We start from the raw sequence: 26,120 nt of genomic DNA on the forward strand, positions 1-26,120 counted from the left end.
TCAGGTGTCGGTGGGCACACGTTATGCTAAGCCCTTATAGGCGAGCATAGGCTTTATCAAATTTATCGATGACGGTAGCTGCCATCAGGCTGGTGCTCAAGCCCCAAGGCCGGGAACGTATAGGAATGGTTTTGCTCTTGCCATTCTCGTGACAGACGCAACCCTTCTGCACGTTCTGCCTCGGTCATACGCGGTGCAATGCGTGCTTTTTCATCAATACCCGCAGTGCCTTCGAGGTCGTAGCACATGTAGGCCTTAACAAGGTCGACGGGAGTGCCACGGCCTTGCTCATATAGCTGTGCGAGCATATTCCAGTCATTGAAGCGACTTGTTTGCGTATTTAGCGCTTTTATTACCCATTGAAAACCTTTGGTATCATCCCGCATTATGCCTTTGCCAGCGAAATAGCATCGCGCTACATCGATCATTGCATCACCGTCGCCTTGTTGAGCGGCTTTTTCCTTCCAGTAATAATATTTTTCAGCGTTTTTCTCAACGCCTTTCCCCGAAAGATACAGTGTTGCTAGTGTTTTTTGGGCAGGTACATAATTATCATTTGCTGAAGCTATAAGATAATTTAAAGCATCTTCTCTTGATACGCTTTTCGAATCTATTTGCTGCCTAATTAGATATAGGCTGTATTTCGCATCTGCTATATTATTATCTGCAAGAGCTTTTAACTTTACTAATGTTTTTTCTTTATCTGGGGCATCTTCTAGCTTGCGTAGCAGTGATAAATATATATAATGAGGGTCATTGGCTGAAACACCCACAGAAATATTATCCGCTGTTTCATTGAAAAAAGCATCTGTTTCCTGCTCTTCGGTAGCATAGAGTACTTGAGCTGAAGCAATGCTACCAACCAATGTGATATAGATTGAAAATGCCACTTTAGCGGATAGTGTTGATAACATAGGTATCTTTTGCAATAACATGATGAACGTCCTTTGTGTCTACAATAGATAGCGTAATAGGGTATAAAGTAGCCAATTTGACGACCTGTTCTTTCTCTATTATAACTTCATTGTCTGTACTTTTGTATTTTATCGTTTTTTCATTCGATATGTTGTTGTTAATGGCTCGGTGCAGCTTAACCGAATTTCCTATTTTTATATAGCTTTCTCTTATTTTGTTGTCGTAGTTAATCTCTCCTACGCTGTCAATATTGTCAGAAGTTAAAGTTAACTGTATTATACAGTCAAGTTCAATAGGAATAGTTGTTTTTATAGTGACAGAGGTCATGTGATCATCTGTTAGCGTATTATAGACAGTGCCGGCTACGCCAAGTGAATTGATGGCGGCTTTCTTGATATTTTGCCCGCTAAATATTCCCTGATAGTCAATTTCTAGTTTGATTCCTTGCACTAGCAAACTTAGGGCTAACATCTCGTCATTCAGAGCATTCTTATGGTATGAAAGCTGTGCGCTGTCAGGTGCATGTTCGGAGGGGGGGTGACCGCCAAAGTGCTCGGCATTGTAGTATTTTCCGGGAAGTCCGAAGACACTTCTGTGAAACCACATGCGTTGCTCAAGTGTCAGCGTTTGAGCTCCCCACCATGCAACAAATGCACCTAATAACATGAGCAGTATGCCCACTATCTGTCCGATGCCAAACGGCAGCGGAATATACGTAAATACTATGCCGATTGCAGTTAATCCTGCTGATGCATAGGCTGATGCAACAACTCTTCCAGATTCACCATTGCGTTGCGCTTGAACGGCTTGATCAAAGTCATAAAGAGCACCGATAATGCCAAAAATATTGATGCCATGGCCAATGCTCTTTAACCAGGCCGTCTCGCTCCATAGGATAAGTTCGCCCACTCTTTCCTCTTCGGGAATGGCGTTTGCAATTACATCTCGCCATGTCGCCCCGCTTTTGATAACCCCAAGAAAGCTGCTGCTTAGCGACACCCAATCTTTTGCTGTTTTATCTTGTTTAATCAGTGCTTCACCGAAGGCATAGAATGCGAACAGCATGCCGACAGACGCACTTGCTGCTGAATAAGTGGATTCGGCTCGTAAAACATTTACCATGCCTTTTTTAAGGCGTGCGAAGCGCGCGGCATTAATCGTCGTTTTCTCACCAGTTCCTTCTACATTTACGCTATAAACGCCTGTTTTTGGATCCTGATAGGCATCATAGGTCGTGCCGGAAGGGGAGAATTCTTTTTTGTCTTGCTCGGTTACCAGCAATGTCAGTGTGAGTTTTTCTTCATTGGGTGGTGCTGAAATATGATTGCATGGCTTATTGCTAATTCGTGTAATCCTGCCTTCGTTATCTTGATTGACAGTCACTTCCTTCATTTGGGGAGAAAGCGCCTCCGGATTTGCATGAACTTCGTCGGGAAGCGCCAACAGGAAATTAATACCTTCACTACGAGGCATCGTGACCTTGACCGCAACATAAAGCGGCTCATTGGAGGCCAAGCGCAATATGTTGGCTGTGCGCACACTGGCATAGCGCCATGCATGAGGCCTTTGCTCTGAGGCATCGAATGCGCGCTGCCCCATCTGCATCAGCGCCGTACTAGCTTGTTTGCTAAGCTTTTTAATGAGGCCGTCAATGAAGCTTTTTGCCTCTTTGAGGACTTTCTGAATGTTCTTGGACTTAACAAGTTGATCAATGAAATCGTTTTCTGTTGCTGTAAATTTTTTGATCAGCTTTTCGGCAAGAGCATCATCTTGCAGACCTAGAGTCTTTACAATAATGCCAACAGAATCAGCGGGTAGCAGCTGTTTTTCCCACAGTTCTTTGCTGGCAGGCGTCATGACGTTGCCTTGTATACAGCGTAAAAGAATAGACATGAATGATGCGGCGAGAAGGGGATAATCGCTCAACCATGAAAAGGCACTCATGATTTTTTTAAGAGCCGCCGTGGCAAATAATGAATAGTCTTTATCGTTTGCCAGTAGGTCATTATCACGCGTAGCAACAGCCTTTTCATAATAGTTTTTAAAATCTTGAAAGGCAGCAATATCAACGTATTCCGCAATATTTTTGTAAAGAGCATCCTGGTTTTTCTTGACCTGCCTGTGAACGGCTGCTGCGTTTTCTTCTGGTGTCAGTAGATAGTCACCCTCATTGATAACAACACTGCCATTCAGCGCCATGGCATTGACTATTGGCTGTGCTAATTCATGGCGACCTTCGGGGGTCTTGTAGCGTTCGTTATAGCTATCGATTTCTTGTTGGCCTTTCTGTACCTCGTTGTCATTCAGAATATTCAGCAAACAGTAGCACTGCAGTTGGCGACGGCGCTCATAGTCTTTTGCATTCAATGGCCGCAACTCGCTGTCGGGGTTGCCAATGGCGCTCTGTAAGATGCGTTCGGGGCGATGGCGATCATGGTTTAGAGTTTCGATGATCGCAATATCATCGCGCAATGCCATAACTAGCCCTTGCTGATCGTTTTTTTGATCATACTGGGTGAAGAACTCTGTAATGTTTTGCTGAAGCTCAAGACCCTTGCCCAATAAGGGATCCGGCTGGAATGGGTGGCAGTCATATGTCGTGCCTTGGGTAGTGTTGGCTTCTGCCAGATACTGATTAGCCTGACTTACTTTGAAGGCACCTTCCTGTATGAACTGCCCGTTGGACCATGCCTGTGCATCAATGGGCTGCATGTTGGCCGATCGCCATGCACTTTGTTTGACCAGCGACTGAAGTGTTTTGGTCGGAATGGGTAACTCGCTGTACATCATCCATAAGCGGCTACAGCCTTTGAGTGGCCAGCGAATCATTGAGGCAAGTAAATGATGACTTTTGTCATTGCACGTCAGCAGTGTGTTTTTGTTTTCATCGCTGCGAATATTGCTGACAAGGCAAGGTAGCCCGTTTTCGTTGGTATCACTTAATGCGTAGTGGAAGAATTTGGCATCAGGAGTGATAAACCAGCCTGCGCAGCGGTCATGCGCTTCATCATAAAGATAGAGGTAGCCTGTGCGCATCAGGCGCAGCGTGTAATGATGCTGTTCAAATGTAGTGGCCGCTAATGCTGGTGGTGGTGATAGCTTGGAAAGCCGGGACTCGTGGGTGGCTGTAACTGCATAGCGTACAGGCAGAATTGGTAGCCCTCGCGTTTGACAGAATTCGCAGCCATTCTTGGGTTTGTGGGCATGAGATGCATTCTGTGAGCATGCGCAGAGCCGCGAAAGGTTAATCGTGTTATCTGGTGTCGTTGTCATGCGGGGCAAGGCTCCCGAGGTGTCCACTGTTCTATAAGGGCCCATTCTTTAGCGGTCATGGCATTGAGCATGGCGGTAAGCGGGTGACCTTCGGTTCGATGACGAATCATCAACTGGTGAAATCTAGGCGTTGTATCGAAGCGCCAGCGCAGCTGTGTGCCGATGAGTACGAAGGTAATTCGGTCGGTGCTGTCATCCAGTCCTTGTTGGTCCGCTATGGTTAACCAGGCCACGATGATGCGGTAATGGTCGTCGGGCAAACGCGCGGGAGCGATATAATCCACCCATGCGCGGCGAATATGTTCGACTTCGTCTGTATAGCTAATAGCCTGCCATTGATGTTGGTCGATGCAGCGAAAAGGCGATCGCGCCGACGAACATACCAACGTGTGCGGCGTGCAATGGGCGTCCAGCAATGTCCAGTGTGTTATGGGTCCCATCAATGTGCTGCGCTGACCTTCATCCAGAATATGCTCGAGTTGATCCAATACGCGGGGATCAAAATAACGCAACAGCATGCGGCGGCGATCCGCCGTATGTTGCACCAGCTGGCCTTCTAGGTGAGTTACCATCTTTGGCGGAGAGGCCGTTGTGACAAGCCAGCCTCCGAAAGTTTCGCGGGGCCAGCGTTTGGCCTTTAGCCATTCTTCCGCCTCTTCTTTGATGTCGGGGCGCTGATGCAGGTCAATAAGACGCAGTGCCCAGTGTGCTGGCTGCTTAAGGTGGGGCTGGTGAATGACGTATAACCCTTTGTCAGGCGTTACGTCGCGTGCACTCGTTAGGTGTTGAGGATCTTGATGGCGTGGGTTAAGCAGCAGGTAACGAGGCGGCGGTGCCGATGATGCGTCGGCGATCATGACGAGGTCCTTCTGCCAGCATTGGATGGAAAATGCTAGCGCACATAGGGAGATATGCCGACTCGTTATAGTGTCGCAGCATAATCAGCAATGCCGTCTGCTGCTTCCCAAAAGAAACTTCCTTGAGTGCACATCTGCACGATAGCGTGCTTGCAGGTATGATAGGGCGATCACGCTGCCTGAATCGTCAGCCTTCTTTCTTCCGTTATTTCTGTGTCAGCCAAAAGGTCTCGTTGCATGTCTCATACCTTTCTTTTTCACGACTATGAAACCTTCGGGGCCGACCCTCGCCGTGATCGGCCGTCTCAGTTTGCGGCGATTCGCACCGATGCGGACTTCAACGAGATTGGTGAGCCTGTCGTGCTGTTCTGCAAGGTATCGGATGACTACCTGCCGCATCCGGCGGCCTGCGTGCTGACGCGCATCACGCCGCAGAAGGCCAACCGACGGGGGCTGCCGGAGATCGAGTTCGCGGAGGCCGTGCATGCCATGATGTGCGAGCCCAACTCCTGTGTGCTGGGCTACAACTCGCTGCGCTTCGACGATGAGGTTACGCGTCATCTGTTTTACCGCAATCTGCTGGACCCCTATGGGCGTGAGTGGCAGAACGGCAACTCTCGCTGGGATCTGATCGATGTCGTGCGTGCGTTCTATGCGCTACGTCCAGAGGGCATCGAGTGGCCGATGCGCGAGCTGCCGGACGGGCGCAAGGCGCCGAGTTTCAAGCTTGAGCATCTGACGGCCGCTAACGGCATTCCACATGAAGGGGCGCACGATGCGCTGTCCGATGTGCGGGCTACGATCGCGCTGGCGAAGTTGCTGCGGTCAGCCAATCCGCGGCTGTTCGACTATCTGTTCTCGCTGCGCAGCAAACACAAGGTCAATGAGATGCTGGACGTGGTCGCACGCCGTCCGGTTGTTCATGTGTCGCGCCGTTACCCGGCCGCTCAAGGGTGCAGTGCGCTGGTGGTGCCGTTAGCGCGTCATCCCAGTAACCCCAATGGGATCATTGTTTGTGATCTGTCCGTCGATCCGACACCGCTGCAGACCCTGACGGCGGAGCAGATCCGCGAGCGCGTGTTCATCAGCAACGATGATCTTCCCGAGGGAGAAACGCGTATCCCGTTGAAGGTCATTCATGCAAACCGCTGTCCTGTCGTGCTGCCGATTAAAGCGCTGGATGCCGCCGCTGCCGAACGTCTGGGATTGGATAAGGCTACTGCCGAACAGCACTGGCAGCAGCTGGTGGCGGACCCCACGCTGATGGGTAAGGTCACAGCGGTATTCGACAAGGCGCATCCTGATGATGAATCGCCCGATCCCGATACCATGCTGTATAGCGGCAGCTTCTTTTCTGCATCCGACAAGCGTGAAATGGCGCAGGTGCATCAGCGCGAGTCGGGCTGGGATCTGGTGGGCATGGCCCCTGCCTTTCAGGACCTTCGCCTACCGGAGATGCTATTCCGAGTGCGGGCTCGCAGCTACCCGGATACGCTGGAAACGGCAGAGCGTCAGCAGTGGGAGGCTTTCCGCTGGGAGCGCTTCAACGATGCGCAGCACAGTGCGCTAACGCTGACTAACTTTGCACGTGAAATTGAACGCTACAATCAGCAGGACCTGACTCCGGAGGTCAGGCAGATTCTGGAAGAGGTGGTGATGCACGTCGAGTCGATCATGCCGTCTCAGGCCTTCGAGTGAGCGACGCTATCGCGGTGTAGCACTCAGGCACGCGTGCAGAGGTGATCCTCTGGCAACGAAGCCCCCGTCATAGGGTTGTGGCGGGGGCTTCGTGCATTTCTTGGTAGGAAAAAATACCTATTTTGCGCCTAGCGGAAACGGTTTCAGTGCACCGGTAATGTCATCCGTGGTCGCGGGCACGTCTTTGTCCGATACAGCGTCGAAACGCGGAGCTGTCCGGAAGGCGTGCCACGTGCTCTTGATGTCCTTAACGGTCACTTGCTGCACGGCCTTGATCAGGATGTCGCGGCGGTTGAAATCCGTCCAGCCGTAGAGTACCTGCCCCCAGACGCGATCTGTCAGTTCGCTCAGGCTGCTATCACGCTCCTTAAGGGAGGCGACAAGGGCATCCTTATAGCGCTGCAGTTGTTTTGACGTCAGTGTCTTCATCGTACTGTCGAACTGATTTTCCCATGCGCCGACGCGCTCGAAGAGCACTTGGCTGCTGCGGGTCGGTGACTGCAGTACATACATGATACCGGGCACCTGAAGGATGCTGTTTTCGCGCGCCGTTGCCACATAACCGAGCTGTTCGCGTGTGCGCAGCTGAGTGAAGAATGGCTGGCTCATCAGCTGGCCCAGCACCATGTAGCGCGCCGTTTCGGCAGGGCTGTCGCTGCGGGCCTGGGTGTAACGGAAAATGGCCGAGTCTTTCTGATCGGTCTGCGGGCGGAAGGTTGGCAGGGTACCTTTCAAGGCCAGCGTCTTCGGTTTGATATCCGGAGTCAGCGGAAGCTGAGGTTTCAGCTGCGAGTTAATGACATCGGCCGTCTTGCGTGCGGTAGCTTCATCAAGGTTGCCTACGACGACCCCCTGAATGTGCAGTTCCTTGAGCCACTGCTGACGATAGTCAATCAGGTCCTGCAGGGTCAGGTCTTTCAGTGCGTCCATTTCTTGGGGCGTGGACCAATGCGGTGCGATTAGACGGCGGTTCGCTTGGCTGACGAGCTGACGGAACAATGTGCCGTGCTCTTCGTTGCGCAGCATGTCGGCAGTCCGCTGCTTGATACGGTTGAAGCTGTCAGCCTTTATCTCGCCAGTCTGCAGTTGGCGAAGCAGCGTATCCATAACTTCGGGCTGACGGTCACGCCACCCTGCCAGCGAGATGGTGGTGCCGTAGATATGCGCGCTGGCTCCGCTGGTCTGTCCTGCTTCAGCCGCCGGATAGAGCGCTTCTGACAGGCTGTCGTTGAGCCAGCGTGTCAGCAGGATGTTCAGCATGTGGTCGCGGGGTGTGCGAGCGCTGAGCGGGTTGATCAGGTTAAGGCGCCATTCCACGCTCGGAGTGCCGAAGGAGCTGTCGGGGGCGTACCACAGGTCCATACCGGGCTGAGTCGTGATCTGGTGCGGCTTCGCTGATGTCAGCGGCAGCACGGTCAGGTCTCGGGCGATGAAGGGGTTCTGGGTGGGAACGCGCAGTCCCTCAAGAGCCTTGCCGGTAGGCCACTGGGCCATACGCTCAGCTGTGTAGGGGACTTTGAAGTCCTGAGTAGTCTTGTCTCCTTTGACGTCCGGCGCTGTGTACAGGCGCAGCAGACGCTGCGGTGTCATGCTGTCGAGTACGTGCTGGATCAAGGCCGGGTCGAAGCGTTCGAGACGGAAGTTGGCCACGTTCACTTCGCTGATCGGTACTTGCTGCATCACCAGCGCGAGCATTGAGGCACGCTCGAATGAGGTGTCGGTCTGCAAGAAGCGGAACTGCTGGCGCAGCAGCAGCGACAGTTCGTCGAAGCGCCACGGCTCGATGCTGTGGCGAACTTGGTCGATGTAGGCAAATACGCTGGCTTGGATGTCGTCGAGGTGATGACGGCCTTCGGGCGTCAGGGAGATGTCGATGGCCATCAGGTCCTGACGACGGTCGGTGTCGACGGTGTCCACGCTTAGGCCCGTCGCCCAGCCTTTTTCACGCAGGCGGCTCAGCAGGCTGCCTTCACTTTCGTTGCCCAGTACGGAGCCAATGATGCGCACGGGCTGCTGTTCCATATGCAGCAGATCCGATGGCACCTGGAAGATGAACTGGACTTCAGGTGTTTCTTGCTGGCTGCGGGCGGTGACGGCGAGGGGGAACTGATCGGGGCGGATCAGGTCTGCCGTAATAGGGGCGTCGTCGATTTTGCGATCAGGGACGTCCTTGAAGGAAGCCCGTACCCACTGTTCCAACTGTTCAATCGGCTGTGGTCCCATGACCACCAGCTTCATGTTCCGAGCACTGTAGTGATGGGTATAAAACGCTAGTAGACGATCGCGCAGCGTGCCCGCGGGGCCATCCTTCAGCGTATCCAGACTGCCGACGCTGAAACGGTGGAACGGGTGGGCGGGGTTGGTCACCAGATTGAGGACGTCGTTGATGCGGAACGCGTCATTCTGCATCTGCATCTGGTACTCGGAGTTGACCGCATGGCGTTCACGATCGACGAACTCAGGATTGAACTGGGGAGCGACAAAGAACTGCGCAAAGCGATCCAGCGCTTCCTTGTAGTGGTCTGGTGTGATCGAGAAGATGAAATTCGTATGATCGGACGCTGTGTAGGCGTTGGTCTGTCCGCTATTGGCCGAAATGAAGTCCATGAACTCGCCCGGCGTTGGATAGCGCTGAGTGCTGATGAACAGCATGTGCTCAAGGAAGTGGGCCAGCCCTGGAACGTCGGCTGGCTCCTGTGCGCTCCCTGCGTTGACGTCCATTGCTGCGCTGGCCTTATCCGCGCGTGGATCATGGACCAGAAGCACCTGCAGGCCATTTGCCAGCGTCACCGTACGGTACTGGGACGGATCGTTGGGACTGCTGATGATGGTTGATGAGGCGGGGTTGCGCGCTGGCAGGGTCAAGTCGATGCCCTGATGGGCGGGCGTCGTCTGTGCCGTAGCTGGCGTGAGTGCCAGTGCCGGAGTGGTCATGGGTACCAGCAGACTACCAATCAGCAGGCCGCTTGCCAGCTGCGGCAGGCGGAGGCGTTGCAGATAAAACGTTGGGCGTCGTGTCATGTAGGACATCCTATCTGTCTGTGGTGAAGGCGCTTCTATGCGTCTAATGGGCCGTGTCACTGCTGTGCGTCAGCGTCATCATTGCGGGGAGCGGTGCGCATTGGGCCAATCGGATGGCTTAAGTGCCACTCCTGACAGGACGGCGCGTTGATCGCGCGGCTGACGGGAAAGATGCCCAGCGCGTCGAGCGGCGCAGGTGATAGCAGAGCACAGGCTTCTTCTGGTGTCGTTGTTGCAGAGAGCCAAGTCGAAACTGACTCCGCTTCCAGAATAGCAGGAAGACGATCGCTGAACGGTGCAATCAGCGCATTGGATTCGAGGGTAATCAGCGCAAAAGATTCCCGCCCTCGTGGCGATGAAGAAGAATGGGGGGGCATCGTTTTCTGTAAAGGGTCTGGGTAGAACGTGCGGATGCCCGCCAGCAGTAGCGGTCGCCGGTCGACGTGCGTCACCATGAACGGCTGCTTGCCACTGGCCTGCGTCATCCAGATATAGACGCCAGTCACGGGAACGAGACAGCGGTGATGGCGAGCGTCGCGGTACATGGGGCGACTATCCAACACCTCTAATCGAGCGCAGTGTGGGGCCCGGTCCAGCTGCTTCAGCCACGGTGGCGTCAGTCCCCAGAATGCAGAGCGCAGTTCTGGCGCGCCTTCCTCTGTCAGCGCGATGATGCTGGTAGGGTGGCGCGGAGAGTGATTGGGGCTGGTCAGCAGTGGCTGGCGAATCGTTGGCGACGGAAGGCCCGTCGGCGTCAAGAGGGCCGCGATATTCATCTCGGCAATATGCAGGCGTCCAGCCATGCAACAGCTCCTGTACGTAAGTACATGTCGGTGGGCAGTGATAATGCAACTTACTGATGTTACTGATACTATTTTGCTTTAGCCTGGCGAAGTAATGCCAATATTTCCAGTATGTCATGCTTGCATCTGATTGTGGGCACGATATGCTGACAATACCATCGGAAACAGTGTTTGATATCCGAGTCGATCATCGAGGAGCACCATGATGGCGCGTCCACGTCAGCATGCGCCGGAAGCCTTGCATGCCAAGGTTATGGCGGCCTGCAGTGAATGGCTGGCATCCCGGTCGGTTCACCACCTGTCCTTGCGCTCTCTGGCGCGAGATATTGGCTGTGCCCCCAGCACGCTGCTGAAGCTTTATGGTAGCTTCAACAACCTGCTGCAGTATGTGAATATCGAGACCTTGGCTATTCTGCGCTCGACCGTCGATGCGCGTAGTCATGTTCCCGCAGAAGAGCTGCTTGGCGCGCTGGCCGCGTCCTACTGGAGTTTTGCCCACGATAATCCTTATCGCTGGGAGCTGCTGTTCGACTATCCTCTGGCACAGGAAGGAGAGCTCGATCAGCGTCAGAATGTCGCGATCGAAGAGTTGTTCGTGGTCGTTCACGCCGCACTGAAGGAAATCTGTCCGTCTCTGGACGAAGTGGTGCTCAGCCGAATGGCGCGTACCCTCTGGGGCAGCGTGCATGGGCTGGTACAGTTGGGCCTGAACGATCGTTTGGGCCAGTGGAACGGTAAGGCCTATCAGGTACCCGAACTGCTGGATCAGCTACTCGACATGACGCTGGCGGGGCTGAAGGCCAGCTGCCCGTTGCCGGGGGCTTCCGAGTCCTGAGCCCGAAACGAGCGGCCAGTAGCGTAGCGATGTTCGATGCTTTTCTTCTTTCCTGATCCCTCTCATTGACGGAATGCATGAATGAATTTGATGCAGGACAGGCGCTTTGCGCCGTTCTTCTGGACCCAGGCGCTGGGGGCGTTCAACGATAACGTCTTTAAGCAGATTATCTTACTGCTGCTGACGTTCGAAGCGGCACCGCACATGCATTGGAACAGCTCGCTGCTGAACAGCATCGGTATGATGTTGTTCATGATGCCGACCTTGCTGTTTTCATCTTGGGGTGGCCGTCTGGCCGACACCCGAGACAAGGCCACCTTGATCCGCACGCTCAAGACGTTCGAAGTGGCCTGCATGGTGCTGGCAGCACTGGCCATCTGGTACGAAGCTTATGTCGCGATGATGGGCATCTTGGCGCTGATCGGTATTCAGGCAGCGCTGTTCGGCCCCGTCAAATACGCCATCCTTCCCCAGCATGTGCCACGTGCGCATCTTGTCGGAGCGAATGCTTGGATTGAGATGGGGACCTTCTTGGCCATCCTGCTCGGCACGATACTGGCCGGGGCCATGATTGAGCTGCCCGATAGCCACCGCTACAGCATCATCGGTATCACCCTTATTGCCGTGGCGCTGGCCGGTTGGTGGTCGTCCTGCCGTATTCCTACCGCGCCTCCACAGCAAAGCACAGATGGCAGCCAAGCCATCACACGTAGCGCCCTGAAGCAGTTCTGGACACAGCGCTCCATGCGCTTTGCCATTCTGGGAATCAGCCTGTTCTGGTTTTTGGGCACGTGCTACCTCTCGCAGCTCAATGTGTGGGTCAAGGAGATCGCTGGTGGCAACGCCAGCATGATCAGCGCACTGATGGCGGCGTTTGCTATCGGGGTCGGGCTGGGAGCGTTGCTGTACTCCAAGCTGTCGGCTGGGCGTCTGGAACTGGGGTTGGTGCCGATCGGGGCGCTAGTGATTGCCGTCTGCGGAACACTGTTTGCCTATTCCGGTCCAGCGGGTGGGGCTGCGGAAGAACTGGGGCTGCTGATGCGTCTGCGTGACGGCACGCTACCGCCTATGATGTTGGAACTGATCGGTGTTGGTATCGGGGGCGGGCTGTACATCATGCCGCTGTATCTGATGCTGCAAATCAAGAGCGATCCCGGTCATCGGGCGCGCATGGTCGCGGTCAATAACATCGTCAACGCCCTATTTATGCTAGTGGCTTCGCTGTTTGCGATCCTGATCACCAACGTATTGCAGTGGTCACTGCCTGTCTTCTATGCGCTGGTGGCGCTGTGTGCGCTGCTGATTGGCGTGGCGTGCTTCGGCTACAATCCGCGGCCGTGCCTGCGCATTATGATCTTCATGGGTATGCGGCTGTGCTATAAGCTGCGCATCAAGGGGCGCGAGTTCATCCCCGAAGAAGGGGCGGCCGTCGTGGTGTGCAACCACGTCAGTTATACCGATGCCCTTATTCTGGCTGCGGCGAGTCCTCGACCACTGCGCTTCGTGATGTATGCCCCCATCTATGAAATGCCGCTCGTCAACGGCTTCTGCCGTGTTGCGGGCGCCATCCCGATCAATAATGCCCGCAACACGCCTTCCGCGATGCGCCGCACGTTCCATCAGATCAAGAAGGCGCTTGATGCTGGTGAAGTGGTGATGATCTTTCCAGAAGGGCAGTTGACGCGTAACGGCGAGATCGGCTCGTTCCAGCGTGGCATCGAACGCATCATTCAGGAAACGCCAGTGCCCGTTATTCCGGCTGCGTTATCGGGGCTGTGGGGGGGCTGGGGAACCTACAAGGATACGCCGCCGTTCAGTGGCTGGCCGAAGAAGATCCATGCCCGGGTACGCATGATGTTCGGTGAACCCGTGGCGCCTGAACAGGCGACGCGAGAGCTGCTCTATCAGCGCGTATGCCAGCTGAAACAGTATCTCGACAGTTTGCACTAGTCGCCGTGAACAGTGGGTGAAGACGAAGATGCCGATGTCTTAACAGGACATCGGCATCTTTATATAGGTTATGGGTTTTATGCGGTCTGATGGTGGTCCTTCAGCAGCTCTGTCGCCTTTTCATGCTTGGCGCTGGGTTTACGAACCGCTAGGGCCAGGGCAGCGTCAGGATGACGTTCAGGCCATGCCATTCACTTTCCTCAAGCCGCAGCTCTCCGCCGTGGTAGTGCACGATCTGTGCCACGATTCCCAATCCCAGTCCATGCCCTGATACGCGTTCGTCGAGCCGTGTGCCGCGCTGCAGTACGTCGGCACGGCGGTCGGGGGCGATGCCGGGTCCATCGTCTTCAATATCGATCTGTAGCGCTTGATCGGTATCGGTGAATGTCATCCGTACGCGTGTGGTGGCCCATTTGCCGGCGTTATCCAGCAGGTTGCCTAGCACTTCCAGTACGTCTTCGCGATCCCACGGCAGTACTGGGTGAACATCGGGGCGACTGGTGAAATGGATGTGCGGGTAAAGCGTGCGCAGCGTTTCCATCAGCGGAGGCAGGTCCACGTCCGGTGCAAAGCGGGCGGTATGATTCTCATCGCGAGTATCTAGGCGGGCCCGTTGCAGTTCGCGCTCGACAAGACGATGGATGTCATCAAGGCGGTAGCGCAGTTCGCTTTGCAGGCGCGGATGCTCCTTCAACTCCTGATGCGAAAGCAGCGATTCCATCACCGCCAGGGGGGTCTTCAGCGCATGGCTGAGGTTGGCGATGCCATCCCGCGAACGCTTGAGCACTTTGTCGATGCGCTCCAGCTGATGATTGAGTTCGTTGACGACAGGGGCTACTTCGCGCGGCACGGCCGTAGTCAGCTGCATCTGATGGCCAGCATTGAGGCGCATCAGTTCTTCGCGCAGTTGCTTAAACGGTCGAAGACTTGAGCGCACCACCATGCGTTGCACCATGACCAGAACGAGGGCCATCAAGCCGCCCAACCCCCATAGGTACAGGCGTATCCAGCCGAGTCGTCGAGTAATAGGGGTGTAGTCGAGCGCGGTGGTGATACGGAACGTGTGATGGGCATGGTGGAATGTGCCCTGCCAGACCAGCAGTTTCTGATCGTTGGGGCCGGCCACCAGCTGATAGCGACGATGATTGCTCAGGTCAGGCGCAGGGAAGTCCCATAACGAGCGGGAGCGCATAGGCGCATCGTTGTCCATTTGGATGGTGTAGTACATCCCTGAATAGACACGTTGATAGGCGAAAGCATCGCCGGAGAACTCATCGTCGTTGAAATTGGGAGCACTCCCGAGCGTCGCCGACATGATGCCTTCGGCTTCGGTTTGCAGGCGGTCATACAGATAGGTGCGGACAGCATAATCGAACAGCATCATGCTGCCCTGTGCCAGCAGCAGCATGATGGTCAGTGCCGTCAACAGTAGCCCGATAGTCAGGCGACGCGTTAGCGATATCACGAGGCGGAGCTGTTGCCACCGAAGCGGTAGCCCTGTCCACGCTGAGTCAGGATGATGCCGCGTCCCAGCTTCTGGCGGATATGGTTGATGTGCACTTCCACCACGTTGGGGTTGCGCTCGTGCTCGCTGTCATACAGATGGTCGAGCAGCTGTTCTTTGGGGATGACGTGATCCGGGTGCAGCATCATGTAGCGCAAAATGGCGAACTCAGCACGGGTCAGTTTGATCGGGGCATCGGTCTCGCTGTCGGTCAGCGTGGCCTGCTGGCCCGCTTCGTCGAGCACAACACCATTAACCGCCAGTTTGGGCGTCGGACGCTGCCCGTGGCGGCGGCGCACCAGCGCCTGCAGACGCAGCAGCAGCTCGTCGGGATGGAACGGTTTGGGCAGATAGTCATCTGCCCCCGCGCGCAGCCCAGTGATGCGTTCGCTCCAGCTGGAGCGAGCGGTCAGAACGAGGATCGGTGTATCGAGGCCCGCTTCGCGCCATTCTTCCAGCAGCTGCAGGCCTGGGCGTCCGGGCAGGCCCAGATCGAGAATGATGGCATCGAACGGCAGTTCGGTGGCCATGGTGGCAGCGTCCCGACCATCCGTGCACCAGTCGACAGCGTAGCCCGCCTGAGTGAACAGGGCATTGAGTTCATCGGCAAGAGGAACGTTGTCCTCGACAAGTAGCACTCGCATGGTTAGCAGTATCCATTCAGTCAGATTCGGGGCGGTCTTTTGCCGTGTGGCAGGCCTCAAGGCTGCGGGCCTGGGCCGTCAGCGCATCGACGCAGATATCTTCTACATAGTGGCCGTCGTCCATAAGCTCAAGAAGGTAGGCCGGATGCGGTCTGCCTGCATGCAGCGTCGCTTCCAGCAGCTTAAGACCATGAAGACGATGCTGTTGATGCAGGCGCTCGACGATGCCTGATAAAGGTAGGATCGCGCCCGCTTGAGTCAGTTCCAAGGCGGTATTCTGATCAAATTCCTCGGAATGTGCCAGCGGGGATGTCAGCATCCCCGCCAATCCTACGGCCAGCAGCATGCGCAGGCTTCTTGAGGCAACGTTAGCGATGCGCATGCGATGAACGCTGATAGCGGACGTCAGCCGGGTCGAGCTTCCAGCAGCGCGCGCTGACGACGGCGTTGTGCTGAAGGGCGCTGACCTCGAACTGGTAGTTGTCGATGCGCATCGTAATCGGTCCCTGGGGCAGGTTCTCCAGATGCTCGAGCAGCAGGCCGTTGAGCGTTCGCGGCCCGTTAAGAGGAAGCTGCCAGCCCAGATGGCGGTTGATATCGCGCAGCAGGGTCGACCCCGCAATGCGGTAACAGCCGCTTTCCTCTTCGAAGATGCCCGCCTGTGATGGCTGCACGTGTGCCGTGAAGTCACCGACAATCTCTTCCAGAATGTCTTCGAGCGAGATCAGCCCCGTCACTTCACCGTATTCATCGACCACGACGCCCAGACGACGTCCGTGCTGTCTGAAGTTTAGCAGCTGGGTGTGAAGCGGCGTGGATTCTGGAATGAAATAGGGGGCACAGATGGCCGCCACGATGGCCGCGCTGAGTTGGGCAGGTTGATTGATGATCTCGGGCACGTTGCGGATATGCAGGATACCCACCACATTGTTGATCGTACCGCGATAAACAGGCAGACGGGTGTGCTGAGTGCGGCGCAGCGCGGCCAGCAGGGTCACGTCGTCCCAGTCGAGGTCAATGCCGTCGATTTCGTGACGCGGCACCATGATGTCGTCGACGGTGGATTTGTCGAGGTCGATGATCGACAGCAGCATCGAATGGTTGCGGGCGGGCATCAGGCGGCCTGCATCGCTGACGATAGCGCGCAGCTCCTCGGAGGACATGGCCGGTTCTTCATTCTTGAGCTGGCGCAGACCGCACAGGCGCAGCAGGTAGTTGGAAATCCCGTTGACCATTACGACGAGCGGAAAGCAGCAGGCCAGCAGCGGCGTCAGGATGCGCGAGCACGGCGGTGCGACCTGCTCGGGGCGCAAGGCTGCCCACGTCTTCGGCATGACTTCACCGATGATGAGCATCGCCACGGTCAGTATTGTCGTAGCGAGAAGCGCCGCCATCGACGAGTTGGCGAAGGTGTTCATCGTCATCTGTGTCGTTAGCGACGCAGCGATGTTGCTGACCAGCGTGTTGCCGATCAGGATCACGCCCAACAGGCGATCGGGGCGTTTGATAAGGGCCAGTACGCGGCGTGCGGATTTGTCGCCATTGCGTGCGCGGTGCATCAGCCGATAGCGGTTAATCGCCATCATGCTGATCTCGGACATCGAGAAAAAGGCACACAGAACAACCAGAACCAGAGTCAGAATTAACGAAAGCGCCATGCCATCCTCGCTAGGTGATCTCGGCGCAGGATACAAAATGGAACAGATAAAGCAATGCGCCGGGACAAAAAGAGCAGAAACCGTGATCCCGTTTCTGTGCCGCTGCCGTCAGGCATTCTACGGCTTGCCGCAGGCCCAGGGATCGGTGGGCCTGCCGTTATCGGACGATTATACCGCGGTTGCCTGTGCAGATAGCAGTAGATGGCTGCCGTAATAGGTCAGCAAAAGCAGCACGCTACCACCGAGGGTCCAGCGCACGGCGCGACGGCCGCGCCAGCCGCGATAGCGGTGTCCCCACAGTAGGATGCCGAAGATCAGCCAGGTCATCAGTGCCAATAACGCTTTTGCTGATAAATACAGATCACGCACATGGAAGACGAACATCAGGCCGCTGACGATCGAAAGCGTTAACAGAATCATGCCCATGGTGATCAGATCGAACAGTACACGCTCCATGCGCGTCAGGGCGGGAAGGGCTTCGACAATGCCACGCAGGCGGCGCATTTTGAGCGCGCGGCCTTGGATCGCTAGCAGCAGCGCCTGTAGCGCAGCCAGCCCCAGCAAGGCATAGGCCAGTACTGATGTGATGACATGGGCCAGTTCGCCGGCTGAAAGGGGCAGCCCTGCAGGCTGCTTGGGCAACCCGATCAGTGCTACGAGGCTCAATGCCGACAGCGGAAACAGGATTCCTGTCAGCGCACGCATGGCGCTGTAGCGGCTGAAAGCCTTGACGATGAGCCCCATGCACCAGCAGATCAGCGAGGTGAATTCCAGTGCGCCGAGTCGCAGCTCTCCAGTGGCGTTAAGCAGCAGATAGAGCACGATGGCATGCAGTACGATAGCCACGCCGATGGCGGCCTGTACGAGCGGTGGGCGTTCTATCGAAGGAATCTGGCGCATCAGCACCAGCAGCTGCCAGCCGCCGCTCAGCGCATAGAGCAGGATGGCCAACAGGGCAAGAGGAAGAACCAACGTCGTCATGTCCACAGCCTTGTGAGGCGCCATGCCTGAAAAAGGGCGCTGCCCGTAGCACCACGGCGAACGGGCGTTCGTGAACCGAGGCTTGTAAGGGGCGGCATGGCGTGATAAGCGAGCAGTATATACCGTCCCACTATAACGGTAATGATGATGTCGCGCACTTCACTGCACCGGATGGATGGAGCAAGACCCCCATCGTGCGTATAATCGACCCCAAGTAAAGGTGAAGCAGGGACGCGCTGCACAGTTCGCGACGCTTCATCATGACCCGATGATCAAGTGACGGCGGCCTCTCAATGGCCGCTGTCACTGTCATGGCGTCCTGCTGGCGACACGCCGCAGGCCCATGGCAGTCGGGTTCAGGCATCCATTCTTACCCACTGGCGACGTTCGCCAGCGCTGGAGAAGACCATGTTCGAGAGTTTGACCGATCGTCTGTCGCGGACGCTCAGAACTATCACCGGTCAGGCCAGACTGACCGAAGACAACATCAAGGATACGCTGCGCGAAGTCCGCAAGGCCCTGCTTGAAGCTGACGTGGCACTGCCCGTAGTCAAAAGCTTCATCGCACAGGTACGCGAACGCGCCGTCGGGGCCGAAGTGTCGAAGAGCCTGTCGCCGGGCCAGCAGTTCGTCAAGATCGTCCAGCAGGAGCTGGAAGCGGTTATGGGCGAAGCCAACGTTCCCCTCGAACTGAAGCACAAGCCCGCCATCATCTTGATGGCCGGTCTGCAAGGGGCGGGTAAGACCACTTCCGTGGCCAAGTTGGCCCGTTTCCTGCGTGAGCGCGAGAAGAAGAAAGTGCTGGTGGTGTCCACCGACGTCTATCGCCCGGCCGCCATCGACCAGCTTGAAACGCTGGCGAAGGAAGTCGAGGTCGATTTCTTCCCGTCTACGCCGGATCAGAAACCGGTGGATATCGCTAACGCGGCCATCCAGCACGGTCGCATCCAGTTCCACGATGTCATTCTCGTCGATACGGCAGGTCGCTTGCACGTCGATACCGAGATGATGGATGAAATCAAAGCGCTGCACGCGGCGATCAATCCGGCTGAAACGCTGTTCGTTGTCGATGCGATGACGGGGCAGGATGCCGCCAACACCGCGAAGGCCTTCCACGAAGCGCTGCCGCTGACCGGTGTCATCCTGACTAAGGCCGACGGTGACGCGCGTGGTGGTGCGGCCCTGTCCGTACGCCAGCTGACCGGTAAGCCGATCAAGTTCATCGGGATGGGTGAAAAAACCGATGCGCTGGAACCGTTCCACCCTGATCGTATCGCTTCCCGTATCTTGGGCATGGGTGACGTACTCAGCCTGATCGAAGAAGCCGAACGTACGGTCGACAAGAAAAAGGCAGAGAAGCTCGGCAAGAAAATTCGCAAGGGTCAGGGCTTCGACCTCGAAGATTTCCGTGATCAGCTTCAGCAGCTCAAGAACATGGGCGGTATGAGCAGTCTGCTCGACAAGCTGCCTGGCATGGGGCAGGTCGCCGACATCGCCAAGAGCGGTGCCGCCGAGAAGGAATTCGCCAAGCTTGAGTCGATGATCAACTCCATGACCCCGGAAGAGCGTCGCAAGCCGGAGGTCATCAATGGTTCGCGCAAACGCCGTATTTGTGCGGGTTCGGGCACCCAGATCCCTGAACTCAATCGCCTGCTGAAGCAGCACAAGCAGATGCAGAAGATGATGAAAAAGGTCAGCGGCAAGGGTGGCATGAAGAAAATGATGCGTGGCATGGGCGCGCTGATGGGCGGTGGCGGCATGGGTGGCCCGGGTGGAATGGGCGGCTTCATGCGCTGATCAACCCCGTTGTCGATGCGCTTTTCGGGGAAAATGGTTTTCAGGTGTTGTAATTTCCCGTAGAATGCGGCGTCTTCGGAAATGGGCTGTCTCGACTACGATGGCCCATTTTCAGACTTGTCTGGCCGTGGCACGATTCGGCTACGGCAAGATCACGTCGGCAGTGTGCGTGGGGGTAGGCCCTCAGGCATACTATTGGCGTATCCGGCCTTCAGGCCGGCTCGTCGGGAAAGGCTGGCAGGCTGCCTTGTCTTTTCCGGTCAAGGAATCACTGAGAGGCAATAAACATGGTAACCATTCGTCTGGCACGTGGCGGCTCCAAAAAACGCCCGTTCTATCACCTGACTGTGACTGATTCTCGCAACGCTCGCGATGGCAGCTTCATCGAACGCGTTGGTTTCTTCAACCCGATCGCTCGTGGTGCTGAAGAGCGCCTGCGCGTTGACCTGGACCGCGTTGCATTCTGGCAGCAGCAGGGTGCTCAGGTTTCTGATCGCGTTGCAGAACTGGTCAAACAGGCTCGTAAAGCTGCCTGATTTAAGTGCGTCGATCGATAGGTGAGGCAGACGTGAAGGACACCACCAACAGCAAGACTCCCGCATCGGACATCGTGGTCATGGGTCACCTCATGCGCCCGTACGGTGTGAAGGGATGGCTCTGGGTCTATTCCCATTCCAACCCGATGGAGAGCATCCTCGACTATTCGGAATGGATCATCGAAAAGGGAGGCGTTCGCCGCCCGGTCAAGGTGATTCAAGGCCGTCGTCAGGGTAAGGGCGTGGTCGTCAGTCTCGAAGGCATCACCACTCGTGAACTGGCTGAATCAATGGCCAACGCACAGATCATGCTGCCGACGTCGGCGCTGCCGACGCTCGATCAGGGTGATTACTACTGGTATCAGCTGGAAGGCTTGCAGGTCATCACGCTTGAGGGCGTGGTACTGGGCAAGGTCGATCATCTGTTCGAAACCGGCGCCAACGATGTTGTGGTGGTGACGGGTGGACCAGACGGTCGCGAAAGGCTGTTGCCATATCTGCCGGATGATGTCATTCGTGAGATCGATCTGGAGGCGGGCACCATGCACGTCGACTGGGATCCCGAGTTCTGAGTCATGGCAGACAGTACTGGTAACGACACTGTGAGTGACGCTTCTGGCGCTCACGACACGGTAAAAGGTGACGCAGCGCTGAAACTGGGCGTGGTATCGCTGTTCCCTGAAATGTTCGATGCGCTGACCCAACACGGTGTCAGCGGACGCGCAGTTCGTGAGGGCATCATTGATATCGGGTTCTGGAATCCGCGTGATTACGCCACCGACCGACATCGTACCGTCGACGATCGCCCCTATGGCGGTGGTCCCGGGATGCTGATGAAGGTCGATACACTGCGCGCGGCAATTCGCGATGCGCGTCAGTCGTTGATGTCTGAAGACAGTGTACCGCCAAAGGTGATCTACCTTTCCCCGCAAGGGCGAGTGCTGGATCATACGGGGGTGCGCGAGCTGGCTGATCACGGCCGTCTGGTCGTGGTGGCGGGTCGTTATGAAGGCATCGACGAACGCGTCATTGATGCGGATATCGATGAGCAGTGGTCGATTGGTGATTATGTACTCAGTGGCGGCGAACTGCCTGCCATGGTGCTGATGGATGCTGTTGCGCGGATGGTGCCCGGTGTGCTGGGTCATGCCCAGTCTGCCGAAGAAGACTCGTTTGCTGATGGGCTTCTCGACTGCCCGCATTACACGCGTCCCGAAAGCATCGATGGGCACGGTGTTCCTCCGGTCCTGCTGAGCGGCAACCACCAAGAGATTCGCAAGTGGCGACTCAAGCAGTCACTTGGGCGGACGTGGCGTTATCGCCCCGATCTGCTCGAAGACAGGATGTTGACGAAAGAAGAGCAAACGCTTCTTGATGATTTCATCCGAGAATACGTCGCAAAAGGCGACGGCGGTGTGCAGCCACCCCGGTGAACGGGGGTGACAGGAGCGGGTGTCGCATGTAGGCACCACGACCAAGCGCCAGTGAACAGTATTCTGGCCGCTGCATGTCATCCACATCGATCCCCGCGAAGTTCGTCGGGATCCCGGTCCGAATCAGGATCGGAAGTAGAGAAGGTAGAGAGCAATGAGCAACCGCAATAAAGTGATCCAGGCGATCGAAGCCGAACAGATGGGCAAAGAAATTCCGAGCTTCGGCCCGGGGGACACCGTCGTCGTTCAGGTTAAGGTTGTCGAAGGTACTCGTGAACGTCTGCAGGCGTTCGAAGGCGTTGTCATCGGTAAACGTAACCGTGGTCTGAACTCCGCATTCACCGTTCGTAAGATCTCTCACGGTGTTGGCGTTGAGCGTACCTTCCAGACGTTCAGTAAGCTGGTTGACAGCATCGAACTGAAACGTCGCGGTGACGTTCGTCAGGCTAAACTGTACTACCTCCGTGAGCGTAGCGGTAAGTCTGCACGCATCAAGGAAAAACTGTCCTGATGATGCGCCTGGCTGCCGCATCGTCGGCAGCCACTGCATACCAGAACCCCGCGACGCCTTGGTGCTCGCGGGGTTCTGCGTTTGATGCTCCAAATTTTGGCACGCTCGTCATCTGATTTATCCACACCCACTCCTCAAAGAAGGGGTTGTGGATGATTCGGCTAGAGGCGATTGCTGCCGCTCTCCGGACGGAGTGTCCGGGGACTGATTAGCGCATCGGCCTTGTGCTGTCAGGTCAGCTTGCTGAGTTTATGCTGCACGCGGTTGGCTGCTGATGGGCAGGATTAGAGGCTCTGCGATCGCTTTGTCTGATCTGTAATGATGCCGCACATGTAGGAAGAGGGTGATCTCACGCGGTGTGGTCGGGCTGAGTACAGCGTTTTCCGACCTTTCATCACGGGCTACCTGTAGTAGGGTTGTCGGCGTTGTTATAGTGCTATCGAGCATGGAATCCGGCGCGTGTGAACGCGCACAACGGGAGCGTGTCATATGACAGGATCAGTGTCAGTCGATGACCAGCGCATGGCGACGGCCCCGATTGCCCCAGAAGACGATGGCTTGATACAGCAGTGTCTCGATACGCTTTGGCTTGAACGTGGAGCCAGCGAGCACACGCTGGCGGCGTACGGGCGCGACATGCGCCACTGGGCAGGCTTTCTCGCGGCGTGGTCTAAGCGTGGTCTGCTGGACGCTCGGCACGACGACGCAGAGGCCTTTCTCGAACGGCGTCAGCAGGTGGGCTATCACTCGCGCTCAAGTGCGCGTCTACTGTCAGCGTTGCGGCGCTTCTATCGCTGGGCACAGCTGACTCACTTCATTGATCACGACCCTCTGGCTGAAATAGCGCTGCCGCGCGTTCGCCCCGGGCTGCCTGAAACGCTGGATGAAGATGAGGTCGAGCGTCTGCTGGCGGCACCTGATGTCGATACGCTGATTGGGCTGCGGGATCGCACCATGCTCGAAGTTCTGTATGCTAGTGGACTGCGTGTCAGCGAGTTGGTATCGCTGCGCACCGACAGCGTCAGCATCCGTCAGGGCATCGTGCGGGTGATTGGTAAAGGGGACAAGGAGCGGCTGGTGCCGCTGGGCGAAGAGGCGCTGGACTGGATTGAGCGCTATCTGAAAGAGGCGCGCCCCGGCTTGGTGACGGACATTACGGTACCGCCGCTGTTTCCCGGTCGCCACAATGGCTTCATGACGCGACAGACTTTCTGGTATCGCATCAAGCACTATGCGCAGGTGGCCTGTATTGATAAGCCGCTGTCGCCGCACACGCTGCGTCATGCCTTTGCGACCCATCTGCTCGATCACGGTGCGCATCTGCGCGTCGTACAGGCGCTGCTGGGCCACACTGATCTATCGACAACCCAGATCTATACCCACGTTGCACAGCAGCGATTGGAAGCGCTGCATCAGCAGCACCATCCGCGTGGTTAGCCACGGCGGCTGGCAAGGCATTACCTACTCAATGGAAAGGCACCGGAGACGATTCATGCAGATTGGCAAGGACATCCTGACACGCGCAGCAGCAACGTTACTGATCGCCACTGGACTGGGCGGCAGTCTGCTGGCCACCGCGGCTTCTATCCCTGAAGGGCTGAAACAGCTGTCCATCGGCGGCGAAAAGGTCAATGTCACCGCGGTAGAGCCTTCGCCCGTCAGCGGGCTGTATCGTGTGCGCCTGGATACGGGCGATGCGTTCTATGCCGATGCCAGCGGCCATTATATGATGACCGGCAATCTGTATGAGAACACCCCCAAAGGGCTACTGAACCTGACGCGTCAGCAGGAAGCGCGTGAGCGCAAGGATATCGTACAGGGCATCCGTGCCGAAGATTCCGTGACCTTCAAGCCTGCAGGCAAGGTACGCGCTGTTATTCGTGTCTTCACTGACAGTACCTGCCCTTACTGCCAGAAGCTGCATGCCGAAGTGGGCGAACTGAACCGGCAGGGCATCGAAGTTCGCTATCAGATGTTCCCCCGTACAGGACCCGAATCTGCCAGTGCCCAGACGCTGGCCGCCGTGCTGTGCAGCCGTCAGCCCAATCCGACCGAAGCGCTGTCGGCCGCCATGCGCGGTGAGAAATTGCGCAACAGTGGCAAGGAGTGCATGGGCAAGGTCGGTGAACAGTACGCGCTGGGCCTCAAGCTGGGCGTCAAGGGCACGCCCGCCATCTTCCTTGAAAACGGCGAACAGCTGGACGGCTATCTGCCCGCTCCACAGCTAGTGCAAGCGCTGGGTCTGGACTACCAGAACTAACGGCGCACCGTATCGCTTATGATAATGTCATCCATGACCCCCCGTAGTAGGAGACAATAATGCATAAACCTCTCAAGGTAGGGCTCTGTGGTCTTGGTACCGTCGGTAGCGGTACCTTCAATGTGCTCAAGCGCAATGCGCGTGAGATTGAACGCCGCGCAGGGCGTCCCATCGTGGTCGAGCACGTGGGTGCTCGCCGTGATAACCCTGCCTGTGACACCGGTGATGTATGCGTGTCGCGCGACATCTTCGACGTGGCTCGCGATCCCGAAGTGGATGTTGTTGTCGAACTGATCGGTGGTAACACCGTGGCGCGCGAGCTGGTGCTGGAAGCCATCGCTCACGGCAAGCATGTCGTGACGGCTAACAAGGCACTGCTGGCCGAGCAGGGCGATGAGATCTTCCGCGCAGCGGCTGAAAAGGGCGTCATCGTGGCTTACGAAGCTGCCGTCGCCGGTGGTATCCCGATCATCAAAGCGCTGCGCGAAGGGCTGAGTGCCAACCGCATTGAATGGCTGGGCGGCATCATCAACGGTACCGGCAACTTCATCCTGACCCATATGCGTGATGAAGGCCGTTCCTTCGAGGACGTGCTGGCCGAAGCACAAGCACTGGGCTATGCCGAAGCCGACCCGACGTTCGATGTCGAAGGTATTGATGCCGCACACAAACTGACGCTGCTGGCCTCGGCGGCGTTCGGGATTCCGTTGCAGTTCGAGCGGGTCTACACCGAAGGCATTTCTCGCCTGACGCAGGAAGACATCACACAGGCTGGGCGCATGGGCTATGTCATCAAGCATCTGGGCATTGCGCGCCAAACCGACAAGGGCATTGAACTGCGCGTGCACCCGACTCTGGTGCCAGCCTCTCAGCTGCTGGCCAGCGTTAGCGGCGCACTCAACGCTGTCGAAGTGATGGGCGATGCCGTCGGCCCGACGCTCTACTATGGTGCGGGTGCCGGTGGCGAAGAAACGGCCTCTGCCGTTATTGCCGACTTGATCGACGTTTCCCGCGACATGGCGATGCCTGCTGAATACCGTACGCCTTATCTCGGCTTCAATGCACCGGCTGACGGTGAAGCCGTTCCTGTTGTGCTGCCGATGGATGAAGTGGTCTGCAGTTATTACCTGCGCCTTGTCGTGGAAGATCGCCCGGGTGTGCTGGCTGCAATTACGGCTATTCTGGCCGAGAACGCCATCAGCATTGAATCCATGCTGCAATGCGATTGCAGTGAAGGGGCCAATCGCGTCAATATCATTCTACTGACGCATGAAGCCAGCGAAGCGCACATGAATGCGGCCATTGAGCGCCTTGAAGCGCTGGATGACGTCGTGCATCCTGCTAATCGCATTCGCGTTGAGCATTTTGGTCAGGCGCGTCACTGAAGCATCCTGTCAGACGGGCGCTGTAGCGTTCATGAAGCACCCTTTTCGCATGGAGTGCC

The 26,120-nt window shown here is 56.5% G+C and carries 21 protein-coding genes; 11 read left to right on the forward strand and 10 right to left on the reverse strand.

Annotation, left to right across the window (positions count from 1 at the left end; all coding sequences use genetic code 11):
* Positions 1 to 62: 62 nt before the first annotated feature.
* The 3 genes from ACMHYW_RS02170 to ACMHYW_RS02180 are packed head-to-tail and all read right to left on the reverse strand — an operon-like array spanning position 63 to position 5,045.
* Positions 63 to 935 carry a tetratricopeptide repeat protein gene (locus ACMHYW_RS02170; RefSeq protein ID WP_414500694.1) on the reverse strand — a complete coding sequence of 291 codons (873 nt, stop codon included), beginning with the start codon at positions 933 to 935 and terminating at the stop codon, positions 63 to 65.
* Positions 892 to 4,188 (reverse strand): T6SS effector BTH_I2691 family protein, encoded by a 3,297-nt coding sequence (locus ACMHYW_RS02175; protein ID WP_414500695.1) that lies wholly within the window; start codon positions 4,186 to 4,188, stop codon positions 892 to 894. The genes ACMHYW_RS02170 and ACMHYW_RS02175 overlap by 44 nt, the downstream gene beginning before the upstream one ends.
* Complete coding sequence (locus ACMHYW_RS02180) at positions 4,185 to 5,045, reverse strand: DUF4123 domain-containing protein (RefSeq protein WP_414500696.1); 861 nt, start codon at positions 5,043 to 5,045, stop codon at positions 4,185 to 4,187. The genes ACMHYW_RS02175 and ACMHYW_RS02180 overlap by 4 nt, the downstream gene beginning before the upstream one ends.
* A gap of 237 nt (positions 5,046 to 5,282) precedes the next feature.
* Here ACMHYW_RS02180 and sbcB point away from each other — a divergent pair, with 237 nt between their 5' ends.
* Positions 5,283 to 6,743 carry an exodeoxyribonuclease I gene (gene sbcB, locus ACMHYW_RS02185; protein ID WP_414500697.1) on the forward strand — a complete coding sequence of 487 codons (1,461 nt, stop codon included), beginning with the start codon at positions 5,283 to 5,285 and terminating at the stop codon, positions 6,741 to 6,743.
* A 117-nt stretch (positions 6,744 to 6,860) separates the two neighbouring features.
* Here sbcB and ACMHYW_RS02190 read toward each other — a convergent pair whose 3' ends face one another.
* Positions 6,861 to 9,764: an insulinase family protein gene (locus tag ACMHYW_RS02190; protein ID WP_414500698.1), complete on the reverse strand. Its 2,904-nt coding sequence runs from the start codon at positions 9,762 to 9,764 to the stop codon at positions 6,861 to 6,863.
* 56 nt (positions 9,765 to 9,820) lie between these two features.
* Positions 9,821 to 10,567 carry an SOS response-associated peptidase gene (locus ACMHYW_RS02195; RefSeq protein ID WP_414500699.1) on the reverse strand — a complete coding sequence of 249 codons (747 nt, stop codon included), beginning with the start codon at positions 10,565 to 10,567 and terminating at the stop codon, positions 9,821 to 9,823.
* Positions 10,568 to 10,772: 205 nt separating this feature from the next.
* Between ACMHYW_RS02195 and ACMHYW_RS02200 the strand changes: the two genes are divergently transcribed.
* Together ACMHYW_RS02200 and ACMHYW_RS02205 are read left to right on the forward strand one after the other, a co-directional pair.
* A complete protein-coding gene (locus tag ACMHYW_RS02200; protein WP_414500700.1) occupies positions 10,773 to 11,402 on the forward strand; it encodes a TetR/AcrR family transcriptional regulator in 630 nt (209 codons plus the stop codon).
* 81 nt (positions 11,403 to 11,483) lie between these two features.
* Positions 11,484 to 13,352 carry an MFS transporter gene (locus tag ACMHYW_RS02205; RefSeq protein WP_414500701.1) on the forward strand — a complete coding sequence of 623 codons (1,869 nt, stop codon included), beginning with the start codon at positions 11,484 to 11,486 and terminating at the stop codon, positions 13,350 to 13,352.
* Positions 13,353 to 13,500: 148 nt separating this feature from the next.
* On the opposite strand, the gene ACMHYW_RS02210 is transcribed toward ACMHYW_RS02205, so the two are convergent.
* The 5 genes from ACMHYW_RS02210 to ACMHYW_RS02230 form a co-directional block, all read right to left on the reverse strand.
* Positions 13,501 to 14,817 (reverse strand): ATP-binding protein, encoded by a 1,317-nt coding sequence (locus ACMHYW_RS02210; RefSeq protein ID WP_414500702.1) that lies wholly within the window; start codon positions 14,815 to 14,817, stop codon positions 13,501 to 13,503.
* On the reverse strand, positions 14,814 to 15,500 hold the full coding sequence (locus ACMHYW_RS02215) for a response regulator transcription factor (RefSeq protein WP_414500703.1): 687 nt from the start codon (positions 15,498 to 15,500) through the stop codon (positions 14,814 to 14,816). Before ACMHYW_RS02215 ends, ACMHYW_RS02210 begins: the two co-directional genes overlap by 4 nt.
* A gap of 16 nt (positions 15,501 to 15,516) precedes the next feature.
* Entirely contained in the window at positions 15,517 to 15,882 is a 366-nt protein-coding gene (locus tag ACMHYW_RS02220) for a hypothetical protein (protein ID WP_414500704.1), read from the reverse strand.
* Positions 15,869 to 17,158 carry an HlyC/CorC family transporter gene (locus tag ACMHYW_RS02225; RefSeq protein ID WP_414500705.1) on the reverse strand — a complete coding sequence of 430 codons (1,290 nt, stop codon included), beginning with the start codon at positions 17,156 to 17,158 and terminating at the stop codon, positions 15,869 to 15,871. The genes ACMHYW_RS02220 and ACMHYW_RS02225 overlap by 14 nt, the downstream gene beginning before the upstream one ends.
* A gap of 168 nt (positions 17,159 to 17,326) precedes the next feature.
* Positions 17,327 to 18,139: an inner membrane protein YpjD gene (locus tag ACMHYW_RS02230; protein WP_414500706.1), complete on the reverse strand. Its 813-nt coding sequence runs from the start codon at positions 18,137 to 18,139 to the stop codon at positions 17,327 to 17,329.
* A gap of 408 nt (positions 18,140 to 18,547) precedes the next feature.
* Here ACMHYW_RS02230 and ffh point away from each other — a divergent pair, with 408 nt between their 5' ends.
* The 8 genes from ffh to ACMHYW_RS02270 all read left to right on the forward strand — a co-directional run bounded on the left by ffh (position 18,548) and on the right by ACMHYW_RS02270 (position 26,061).
* Positions 18,548 to 19,936, forward strand: a complete 1,389-nt coding sequence (gene ffh, locus ACMHYW_RS02235; RefSeq protein ID WP_414501454.1) for a signal recognition particle protein — start codon at positions 18,548 to 18,550, stop codon at positions 19,934 to 19,936.
* Positions 19,937 to 20,223: 287 nt separating this feature from the next.
* Entirely contained in the window at positions 20,224 to 20,472 is a 249-nt protein-coding gene (gene rpsP / locus ACMHYW_RS02240; RefSeq protein WP_027704628.1) for a 30S ribosomal protein S16, read from the forward strand.
* 80 nt (positions 20,473 to 20,552) lie between these two features.
* Positions 20,553 to 21,044, forward strand: a complete 492-nt coding sequence (gene rimM / locus ACMHYW_RS02245) for a ribosome maturation factor RimM (RefSeq protein ID WP_414501455.1) — start codon at positions 20,553 to 20,555, stop codon at positions 21,042 to 21,044.
* A 78-nt stretch (positions 21,045 to 21,122) separates the two neighbouring features.
* Complete coding sequence (gene trmD, locus ACMHYW_RS02250; protein ID WP_414501456.1) at positions 21,123 to 21,905, forward strand: tRNA (guanosine(37)-N1)-methyltransferase TrmD; 783 nt, start codon at positions 21,123 to 21,125, stop codon at positions 21,903 to 21,905.
* Between the two features lie 154 nt (positions 21,906 to 22,059).
* Positions 22,060 to 22,416, forward strand: a complete 357-nt coding sequence (rplS, locus tag ACMHYW_RS02255; RefSeq protein WP_027704630.1) for a 50S ribosomal protein L19 — start codon at positions 22,060 to 22,062, stop codon at positions 22,414 to 22,416.
* Positions 22,417 to 22,938: 522 nt separating this feature from the next.
* Entirely contained in the window at positions 22,939 to 23,853 is a 915-nt protein-coding gene (gene xerD, locus ACMHYW_RS02260; RefSeq protein ID WP_414501457.1) for a site-specific tyrosine recombinase XerD, read from the forward strand.
* A 55-nt stretch (positions 23,854 to 23,908) separates the two neighbouring features.
* Positions 23,909 to 24,676 carry a DsbC family protein gene (locus ACMHYW_RS02265; protein ID WP_414500707.1) on the forward strand — a complete coding sequence of 256 codons (768 nt, stop codon included), beginning with the start codon at positions 23,909 to 23,911 and terminating at the stop codon, positions 24,674 to 24,676.
* Positions 24,677 to 24,735: 59 nt separating this feature from the next.
* Complete coding sequence (locus ACMHYW_RS02270; protein ID WP_414500708.1) at positions 24,736 to 26,061, forward strand: homoserine dehydrogenase; 1,326 nt, start codon at positions 24,736 to 24,738, stop codon at positions 26,059 to 26,061.
* Positions 26,062 to 26,120: the final 59 nt, after the last annotated feature.

It is taken from the genome of Zymobacter sp. IVIA_12111.31 C1 (assembly GCF_047495495.1).
Classification (GTDB): Bacteria; Pseudomonadota; Gammaproteobacteria; order Pseudomonadales; family Halomonadaceae; genus Zymobacter.